The sequence below is a fragment of the Parvibaculum sp. genome, from assembly GCF_039680535.1.
Classification (GTDB): domain Bacteria; phylum Pseudomonadota; class Alphaproteobacteria; order Parvibaculales; family Parvibaculaceae; genus Parvibaculum.
Genome location: NZ_JBDKSS010000021.1, coordinates 19399 through 27671 on the forward strand (window position 1 = coordinate 19399; position 8273 = coordinate 27671).

At 63.3% G+C, this 8273-nt stretch carries 8 protein-coding genes; 4 read left to right on the plus strand and 4 right to left on the minus strand.

Features of this window, described 5'->3' with window-relative positions; translation table 11 throughout:
* The first annotated feature begins 209 nt into the window (after positions 1-209).
* Positions 210-2882, plus strand: a complete 2673-nt coding sequence (gene alaS, locus ABFC66_RS14015; protein ID WP_346741581.1) for an alanine--tRNA ligase — start codon at positions 210-212, stop codon at positions 2880-2882.
* Positions 2866-4131, plus strand: coding sequence for a cyclic nucleotide-gated ion channel (locus ABFC66_RS14020; RefSeq protein ID WP_346741582.1), 1266 nt, complete (start codon positions 2866-2868; stop codon positions 4129-4131). Before alaS ends, ABFC66_RS14020 begins: the two co-directional genes overlap by 17 nt.
* Here ABFC66_RS14020 and ABFC66_RS14025 read toward each other — a convergent pair whose 3' ends face one another.
* Positions 4132-5355, minus strand: a complete 1224-nt coding sequence (locus tag ABFC66_RS14025; protein ID WP_346741583.1) for an NADP-dependent isocitrate dehydrogenase — start codon at positions 5353-5355, stop codon at positions 4132-4134. It abuts the gene before it with no gap.
* A gap of 161 nt (positions 5356-5516) precedes the next feature.
* Between ABFC66_RS14025 and ABFC66_RS14030 the strand changes: the two genes are divergently transcribed.
* Both ABFC66_RS14030 and rpsD read left to right on the plus strand, forming a co-directional pair.
* The gene (locus ABFC66_RS14030; protein ID WP_346741584.1) at positions 5517-6305 is read left to right on the plus strand and encodes an RNA methyltransferase; all 789 of its coding nucleotides are present in this window, start codon (positions 5517-5519) and stop codon (positions 6303-6305) included.
* Between the two features lie 199 nt (positions 6306-6504).
* Positions 6505-7125, plus strand: a complete 621-nt coding sequence (rpsD, locus tag ABFC66_RS14035) for a 30S ribosomal protein S4 (RefSeq protein WP_346741585.1) — start codon at positions 6505-6507, stop codon at positions 7123-7125.
* A gap of 173 nt (positions 7126-7298) precedes the next feature.
* Here rpsD and grxD read toward each other — a convergent pair whose 3' ends face one another.
* The 3 genes from grxD to ABFC66_RS14050 all read right to left on the minus strand — a co-directional run.
* Positions 7299-7637: a Grx4 family monothiol glutaredoxin gene (gene grxD / locus ABFC66_RS14040; RefSeq protein WP_346741586.1), complete on the minus strand. Its 339-nt coding sequence runs from the start codon at positions 7635-7637 to the stop codon at positions 7299-7301.
* 52 nt (positions 7638-7689) lie between these two features.
* A complete protein-coding gene (locus ABFC66_RS14045; RefSeq protein WP_346741587.1) occupies positions 7690-7926 on the minus strand; it encodes a BolA family transcriptional regulator in 237 nt (78 codons plus the stop codon).
* A gap of 27 nt (positions 7927-7953) precedes the next feature.
* On the minus strand, positions 7954-8273 hold a 320-nt coding region (locus tag ABFC66_RS14050; protein ID WP_346741588.1), incomplete at its 5' end, for an AIR synthase-related protein.

Sequence of the window (8273 nt, forward strand, 5' to 3'; positions counted from 1 at the left end):
TAGCCTTGCTCGCAAGGTGCGGCGCCGGATACCCCCCGGCGCCGCTTTTGCGTTGTAGGGGGCAATCCCGGCCGGGGGGGCATAGGGCGCCTTCCTAGACAGTTGCCGGGGCGGACGGTAAAAGCTGGAACGACTTTAACTTTTCCCGGTACGCCGCCTTGATTCACGGACAGGGCGGGAAGCCCAAGGTTTTGAAGCGAGACGACGGAATGGCCGGCCTCAACGAGATTCGCAGCAAGTATCTGTCCTTCTTCGGCCGCAACGGCCATGAGGTTCTGCCCTCCGGTCCGTTGGTGCCGAACAACGACCCCACGCTGCTTTTCACCAATGCCGGCATGGTCCAGTTCAAGAACGTCTTCACGGGTCAGGAGACGCGGCCCTACAAGCGCGCCGCGACCGCGCAGAAATGCGTGCGCGCGGGCGGCAAGCACAACGACCTCGACAATGTGGGCTATACGGCGCGGCACCACACCTTCTTCGAGATGCTCGGCAATTTTTCCTTCGGCGATTACTTCAAGGCCGATGCGATCGAATTCGCGTGGAACCTCATCACCAAGGAATTCGGCCTGCCGAAGGACCGCCTGCTCTCGACGGTCTATGTCGATGACGATGAGGCCTTCAACCTCTGGAAGAAAATCGCGGGCCTCCCGGACGAGCGCATCATCCGCATCCCGACCGCCGACAATTTCTGGTCGATGGGCGATACGGGCCCCTGCGGCCCCTGCTCGGAAATCTTCTTCGATCACGGCCCGAAGATTCCCGGTGGCCCGCCCGGAAGCCCGGATCAGGATGGCGACCGCTTCATCGAGATCTGGAACCTCGTCTTCATGCAGTATGAACAGCATGCGGACGGAACGCGCACCAACCTGCCCAAGCCTTCGATCGACACCGGCATGGGCCTTGAGCGTATTGCTGCGGTGCTTCAGGGCACGCATGACAATTACGCCACCGACCTCATGCGCGCGCTCATCGTGGCGAGTGCGGAAGCGTCGCGCACCGATCCGGACGGTTCTCATGCGGTGAGCCATCGCGTCATTGCCGACCATCTGCGTTCGAGCTGCTTCCTGATCGCCGACGGCGTGCTGCCTTCGAACGAGGGCCGCGGCTATGTGCTTCGCCGTATCATGCGTCGCGCCATGCGCCATGCGCAGCTTCTCGGCGTCACCGAGCCGCTGATGTGGAAGCTCGTTCCCGCGCTGGTGCGTCAGATGGGCGATGCCTATCCGGAACTTCGCCGCGCCGAGGCGCTCGTCACCGAGACGCTGAAGCTCGAGGAAACACGTTTCCGCGAAACGCTGGTGCGCGGTCTGCGCCTGCTCGACGAGGAGCTGGAGCAGATCGGCAGCGCGAAGGTGCTTCCGGGCGAAGTCGCTTTCAAACTCTATGACACCTATGGCTTTCCGCTCGACCTGACGCAGGACGCGCTGCGCCCCAAGGGCATCGCCGTCGAGCAGGCCGGTTTCGACAGCGCCATGCAGCGCCAGCGCGAAGAGGCGCGCAAGGCCTGGTCGGGCTCGGGCGAGAAGGCGACGGAGACGGTCTGGTTCGAACTGCGCGAAGAGGTCGGCGCCACGGAATTCCTCGGTTACGACACCGAGAATGCGGAAGCCAAGGTCGTGGCGATTATTGTCGACGGCAAGCCGGCGAAAAGCGTCGCGGCCGGAACGGAAGCGGCGATCGTCACCAACCAGACGCCTTTCTACGGCGAATCCGGCGGCCAGGTCGGCGACACGGGCTTGCTCTTCAACGGAGCCGGCGTCGAGTTTCCGGTTTCCGATACGCTCAAGAAGCTTGGCGACATGATCGTGCATTTCGGCAAGGTCGCGCGCGGCTCGATCAAGGTCGGCGATGTGGTCGAGATGAAGGTCGACAGCACCCGCCGCGCGGCGACGCGGGCGAACCATTCCGCGACACATCTCCTGCATGAGGCGCTGCGCCGCGTGCTCGGCGAACATGTCACGCAGAAGGGCTCGATGGTCGCGCCGGAGCGTTTGCGCTTCGACTTCAGCCATCCGAAGCCGATGACGCCGGATGAAATCGCGAAGGTCGAGGAGATCGTCAATCGGGTCATCCGTCAGAACAGCGACGTGACGACGCGCCTGATGACGCCGAAAGAGGCGATCGAGGCCGGCGCGCTTGCCCTTTTCGGCGAGAAATATGGCGATGAAGTGCGTGTGCTCTCGATGGGCGTCAATGACGATACCGACGGCAAGACCTATTCGGTCGAGCTTTGCGGCGGCACCCATGTGCGCCGCGTCGGCGACATCGCCATCTTCAAGGTGATCAGCGAAAGCGCGGTCGCTTCGGGCGTTCGCCGCATCGAAGCGCTGACGGGCGAGGGCGCGCGGCGCTATCTCGTCGATCAGGAGCGCATCGCCAGGGAAGCGGCGGGCGCGCTCAAGATATCGCCGGAAGATCTTCCCGCCCGCGTCGCGTCGCTGGTCGAGGAGCGCAAGCGCCTCGAACGCGAATTGAACGAGGCGAAGAAGAAGCTTGCCATGTCGGGCGGCGGCGCGGCCGAAGCCTCGCCGGTGCAGGCCATCGGTGGGGTCAATGTGATCGCGCGTGTTCTCCAGGGCGTGAACCCGAAGGATCTGCGCGGCCTCGTCGATGAGGCGAAGCAGCAGCTTGGCTCCGGCATCGTCGCGCTGGTCGCGGTGAGCGAAGACGGCAAGGGCGCGATCGCGACGGGCGTTACGGCCGATCTCACCTCGCGCTTCAACGCGGTGGAGCTCGTCAAGGCGGGTGCCGAGGCGATGGGCGGCAAGGGAGGCGGCGGAAGGCCGGACATGGCGCAGGCGGGCGGTCCCGATGGGGACAAGGCCGATGCCGCGCTCGAGGCGGTCCGGGCCGTTGTGGGGCAGCTTGCCGGCGCCGCTTGACGCATCCAAACATAAGCGCCGCAGGGGCCTGACGCTCCTGCGGCGTCAACTCTATGTCATTCTCGAATCCGGGCGCCGGACAACGGCGAGCCGCATCTTCGACATCTCGATTGTGTTGCTCATTCTCGCCAATGTTGCGGCGGTGGTGGCGGAAACCGAGCCGTCGATAGCAACCTGGATTCGCGGCGACCTGCTTCTCTTCGACGAAATTTCGGTCGGTATTTTCACGCTCGAATATCTCGCGCGCCTCTGGGTCTGCGTCGAGCATCCTCCGCTGGTTGGCAGGCCCCGCAGGGAGGCGCGGCTCACCTGGGCGACGACGCCCCCCATGCTCATCGACCTCGCGGCGATCCTGCCCTTCTATGTTTCGCTCCTCGTCGCCTTCGATCCAAAGATCGCGCTGCTTTTCCGGCTCGTCCGATTCCTGAAACTTGCCCGGGCGACGCCAGCGCTCGGGACGCTGGGCCGCGTGCTCTACAACGAACGCCGGGCGATCTTCGGCGCCATTGTCATCATGCTCGGCCTCATCATCGGCTCGGCAGCGGTCATGTACGAGATCGAGGGGGCGGTCCAGCCGGAAGCCTTCGGCAGCATACCCCGCGCCATGTGGTGGGCGGCGGCCACGCTGACGACCATTGGCTATGGCGATGTCGTCCCCATCACGCCTCTCGGCAAGTTGATGGCGGGTTTCGTGATGATCGCCGGTTTCGGCATGTTCGCGCTTCCCGTTGCGATCATCTCGTCAGGCTTCGCGGCGGAGATTCATCGCCGCGACTTCGTCGTCACCTGGGGCATGGTCGCGCGTGTGCCGCTCTTCGGCGGGCTGGACGCGTTGACCATCGGCAATCTTGTGCAGTTGCTCCACGCGCAGGCCGTGGAGCCGGGAACCCTCATTGGGCGCAAGGGCGAGGAAGCGACCGGCATGTATTTCATCATGTCGGGGCAGGTGCAGATCGAATTCCCCACCGGCCCCGTCATGCTCGGCGAGGGAGAGTTCTTCGGCGAGATGGCGTTGCTCCAGTCGCGGCACCGCGCGGCCGACATCATGGCGCTGACGCGCTGCACCTTGCTGAAGCTGCACAGCGGCGACTTTTCCCGATTCATGCTCCGCCACCCTGATGTTTATGAGCGGATCAGGAGGATCGCGGACGAACGCCTGCGCGATCTGAAACGGCGCACCGAACTCGAGAGCGAGATGGCCGAAATCAAGATCGAGAAGGGCTCGCAGGCAGACGAGATAGCAGGCTGATCAAGCCTGCTTCGCCAGCGCCTTGGTGAGGTTCTCGGCAACCTTGTCGAGGAAGCCCTCGGTCGAGAGCCACTTCTGCTCCGAGCCGACGAGAAGGGCGAGGTCCTTCGTCATGTAGCCGCTTTCCACCGTCGAGACGCAAACCTTCTCAAGCGTGTGGGCGAATTTCTCGAGCTCCGGCGTACCGTCGAGCTTGGCGCGATGGGTCAGGCCGCGCGTCCAGGCGAAGATCGAGGCGATGGAGTTGGTCGAGGTCTGCTCGCCGCGCTGATGGGCGCGGTAGTGGCGCGTCACGGTGCCGTGGGCGGCTTCAGCTTCCATGATCTTGCCATCCGGCGTCAGCAGCACGCTGGTCATCAGGCCGAGCGAGCCGAAGCCTTGCGCGACCGAGTCCGACTGCACGTCGCCATCGTAATTCTTGCAGGCCCAGACATAGCCGCCCGACCACTTGAGCGAGGAGGCCACCATGTCGTCGATCAGGCGGTGCTCATAGACGAGCTTGTGCTTGTCGAAGTCCGCCTTGAATTCCTTCTCGTAGACGTCCTGGAAGATGTCCTTGAAGCGGCCGTCATAGGCCTTGAGGATCGTGTTCTTCGTCGAGAGGTAGACGGGGTACTTGCGGTCGAGGCCGAACTTCAGGCAGGCGCGCGCGAAGTCGCGGATCGAGGCGTCGAGGTTGTACATGCCCATGGCGACGCCTTCGCCCGGAAACTCGAACACGTCATGCTCGATCGTGTCCTTGCCGTCTTCCGAAACCCACTTCATCGTGAGCTTGCCCTTGCCGGGAACGCGGAAGTCGGTGGCGCGGTACTGGTCGCCGAAGGCGTGACGGCCGATGACGATCGGTTCGGTCCAGCCGGGAATGAGGCGGGGAATGTTGCGGCAGATGATCGGTTCGCGGAAAACGGTGCCGTCGAGAATGTTGCGGATCGTGCCGTTGGGCGACTTCCACATCTTCTTGAGGTTGAATTCCTTCACGCGGGCTTCATCTGGCGTGATCGTCGCGCATTTGACGCCGACGCCATATTTCTTGATCGCTTCGGCGGCTTCGACCGTCACCTTGTCGTCGGTGGCGTCGCGGTGTTCCATGCCGAGATCGAAATAGGCGAGGTCGATGTCGAGATAGGGAAATATCAGCTTGTCCTTGATCCACTTCCAGATGATCCGGGTCATTTCATCGCCGTCGAGATCGACAACCGGATTTTTGACCTTGATCTTGGACATGGAACTGAACCCTTCGAGAAAGCGTGAGCAGTAAGGCGGGCGAGGCGCGCAGCGCGCCAGGGCGCTTGTGGGACCGTTTCCTATAACATTGCGGGCCGATTGATTAAAGACGGCCAATCGCCTATTCAGCGACACAATATTTCATGCGCGAGCCCAATATCATGGCCGGAACCGACCAGACCAAAGCCGATCTTTCGCAAGGCGAGAGCGCGCCGGCCATCATTCTCGTGCAGCCGCAGCTCGGCGAGAACATCGGCACGGCCTCCCGCGCCATGCTCAATTTCGGCCTTTCCGATCTGCGTCTGGTCTCCCCTCGCGACGGTTGGCCCAATGAACGCGCCCGTGCCGCTGCGTCAGGTGCCGATATCGTGATCGACCATGCCCGGCTGGTGTCGCGGACAGAGGAGGCCGTGGCGGACCTCGATTATGTCATCGCGACGACGGCGCGGACGCGCGACATGGTGAAGCCGGTGCTGACGCCGGAAACCGCGGCGACGAAGCTCCGCGAGGTCATCGGGAGCGGCAGGCGGGCCGGAATTATTTTTGGGCCGGAGCGCACGGGGCTCACCAATGACGATGTGGTGCTGGCCGACGCGGTTCTCATGGTGCCGGTCAATCCGGCCTTCGCCTCGCTCAATCTCGCCCAGGCGGTGCTGTTGATCGGCTACGAGTGGTTCAAGGCGGCGGACCGCACCCCCGCCGAGCAGATCGACTATCTCCAGACGCGGCCTGCGACCAAGGAGGAGCTTCTGGGCTTCTTCGAGCATCTGGAAGGGGAGCTCGACCGCTTCGGCTTCCTGAAGCCGCCGGAGAAGCGCCCCTCTATGGTCAGGAACCTCCGCAACATGTTCCAGCGGGCGGTGATGACCGAGCAGGAGGTCAGGACCATGCGCGGCGTCGTCGCCGCTTTGACCCGCCGGGTGCCGAAAGGCGAGGGGCCCGAGGGCTAATTTCGCGTTCGGTTTCAATTGTTTGACACCCGCGGCGGTACGGGCTAGAAACCGCCCTGAAGACGGACCCCTCCCGGGTCCGTTTTCATTTACGCACCCGTGGGAAACGGCAACGCTTGAGCCAGTTTTCCCTGTCGGCCCAAGGGCTTAGGCTCTGAAGGCGAAGGAGGGGCGTTTCCACTATTTGATAGGAATCGCGATGACAAAGCGCCAGGAAGCCAAGTACAAACTCGACCGCCGGATGGGCGAAAACATCTGGGGTCGCGCCAAGAGCCCCGTCAACCGCCGCGAATACGGCCCCGGCCAGCACGGCCAGCGCCGCAAGGGCAAGCTCTCCGACTTCGGTGTGCAGCTCCGCGCGAAGCAGAAGCTCAAGGGCTACTACGGCAACATTTCCGAGAAGCAGTTCCACGGCATCTACGTCGAAGCCTCGCGCCTTCGCGGCGACACGGGCGCCCTTCTGATCGGCCTGCTCGAGCGCCGTCTGGATGCCGCCGTCTACCGCGCGAAGTTCGCGCCGACGGTCTTTGCCGCCCGCCAGCTGGTCAATCACGGCCATGTGCTCGTCAACGGCAAGCGCGTCAACATCGGCAGCTACCGCCTGAAGGAAGGCGATGTCGTCGAGGTCCGCGAGAAGTCGAAGCAGCTCGCCATCGTTCTCGAAGCGGTGCAGAGCGGCGAGCGCGACACGCCGGACTATCTCGAAGTCGACACCAACAAGCTGACGGCTCGTTTCGTCCGCGTCCCCGGTCTGGCCGATGTGCCCTATCCGGTGCAGATGGAACCGCACCTCGTCGTCGAACACTATTCGCGTTCGTAATTCCGACAGGACGCCCGATACACGAAAGGCCGCTCGAAAGAGCGGCCTTTTTGTTTGTCGAAACGTTTCGCGTCAGATGCAGCGACAGGTGAACCGCGCTGTCCCGCCGCCGCGAACCTACACGCGCAGCAGCGTGAGGTTCCGGCTGCTGCCGCTCTTCGGAAAGAGAGGGATCAGGCCGCTTCCGTCTCGATACCCTTCTGGGCGAGAAACTCGCGCAGCTCGCCCTGCTCGAACATCTCGCGGACGATGTCGCAGCCGCCGACGAATTCGCCCTTCACATAGAGCTGCGGGATCGTCGGCCAGTCGGAGAAGTCCTTGATGCCCTGACGGATGTCAGCATCTTCGAGCACATTGACGCCCTTGAAGGGGACGTTGAGATAGGTCAGCACCTGAACGACCGCATTCGAGAAGCCGCACTGCGGAAAGACGGGGGTGCCCTTCATGAAGAGAACCACGTCGTTGCTCTCGACTTCCTCGCGGATGCGGTCGAAGACCGGATTGTCGCTCATCTGATGTCCTTCCGCGCGCCTGCGAAGCGTCGCTCGTTGATAAGGGGTTGGATCAATTTTCCGGTACGGAGGTCTGCAGGGCGAGGGCATGCAACTCGTTGCCCATGCCGCCCTTCAGCGCGTTGTAGACCATCTGGTGCTGCTGCACGCGCGTCTTGCCCTTGAAGGCCGCCGACACGACGCTGGCCGCATAATGGTCGCCATCTCCTGCGAGGTCGCGAATATCGACCAAGGCGTCGGGAAGCGCCTCCTTGATCAGACGTTCGATATCGCTCGCAATCATAGCCATGCCGTAAACACTCCCGGTTTCAGGGCCTCAAAGGGCTTCCGCAGGCGCCGCCGCCATATAGGCCGGCAGCCAGCCCTCATGGGCATCCTTGAGCCGCTGCAATGATATGGGATTGCAGCCGTCGAGTGTCAATTCGCGGCCTCCGGTCGCACCGATGCGGGATGCGGGGACGCCGGCCTTCGCCGCGCGGTCCAGCAGGCCCTTGGCCGCAGCTTCGGGCAGGGTGACGACATAGCGGCCCTGATCCTCGCCGAAAGCCCAGGCATGGAGCGGAATGTCCTTCGGTGCTTCGACCTTCGCGCCGACGCCGCCAGCCATCGCCATTTCGGCAAGGGCAAGGAAAAGAC